This window comes from Alterirhizorhabdus solaris, from assembly GCF_007785815.1.
GTDB classification, from domain to species: domain Bacteria; phylum Pseudomonadota; class Alphaproteobacteria; order Sphingomonadales; family Sphingomonadaceae; genus Alterirhizorhabdus; species Alterirhizorhabdus solaris.
This window is the reverse complement of sequence record NZ_VNIM01000220.1, coordinates 1-773: the sequence shown is the minus strand read 5'-3', so window position 1 is coordinate 773 and position 773 is coordinate 1. Positions and strand designations below refer to the sequence as shown.

Genomic DNA, 773 nt, shown 5'->3' with positions numbered 1-773 from the left:
AGCCCTCGCATCCGCCCCTTCACCTCGCGCAGCGACGAGGCCCAGAGCTCCAGCGTCCTCTCGATCGATGCACCCGTCATCCACGGCCTCCCTACCATGGAGACCTATTGATTCAGAGTTTCCTCCAGTACGCAACTGTAATGTTAGGGCGTCGACTCATTACGCCTGACGGCGAAAAGCCGTTTCGCAATTGCGTGACCCATGATAATCAGTGCTGATGATCGGGGGCAATTCAAACTTCGCATTCTTTCAGAAGATTGAGCCACAGGTATATCGCCTAGGGATACTGGCGGAGTGCTCTTTTGCGGAAGACCCGAACACATGTTTGATCAAGCTCCGTCAACTTGCGGAACTAACCGCGCAGCTAACTGCCTCGCGGTACGGTCTTGAGATTCATCCCAGCGAAAATATTGCTGATATACTTCGACGATTGAAGTTTGAGTGCAGCCTGCCCGAAGAAGTAGGGGCGTTGTTCCATTCACTTCGCATTGCCGGAAATCAGGCAGCCCATGGCAGCGCGGACGATCACGCAGGTGCGCTCAATGGGCTCAAGCTCGCCCGTCAGCTTGCCATCTGGTATTCGCGCACCTTTCGCAATCCAGCCGACAAATTCGGCCCATTTGTCCCCCCAGCACGCCCCACCGACGCTAGAGCGGTTTCCGCGCCTTCTGAATCGTTGAGGATTCACACGAGCGCGGTTTTCTGATTCAGGCGTTGTGCCGGGTCGAGGAGGCCGGCATGGATGCCACGAGTGCTGTCACAGGACCTTCGAG

Annotated in this window: 1 protein-coding gene; it reads left to right on the top strand. The window is 56.3% G+C overall.

Annotated features, from left to right (window positions below):
- Window positions 1–217: 217 nt before the first annotated feature.
- On the top strand, window positions 218–706 hold the full coding sequence (locus FOY91_RS21425) for a DUF4145 domain-containing protein (RefSeq protein ID WP_145156103.1): 489 nt from the start codon (window positions 218–220) through the stop codon (window positions 704–706).
- Window positions 707–773: the final 67 nt, after the last annotated feature.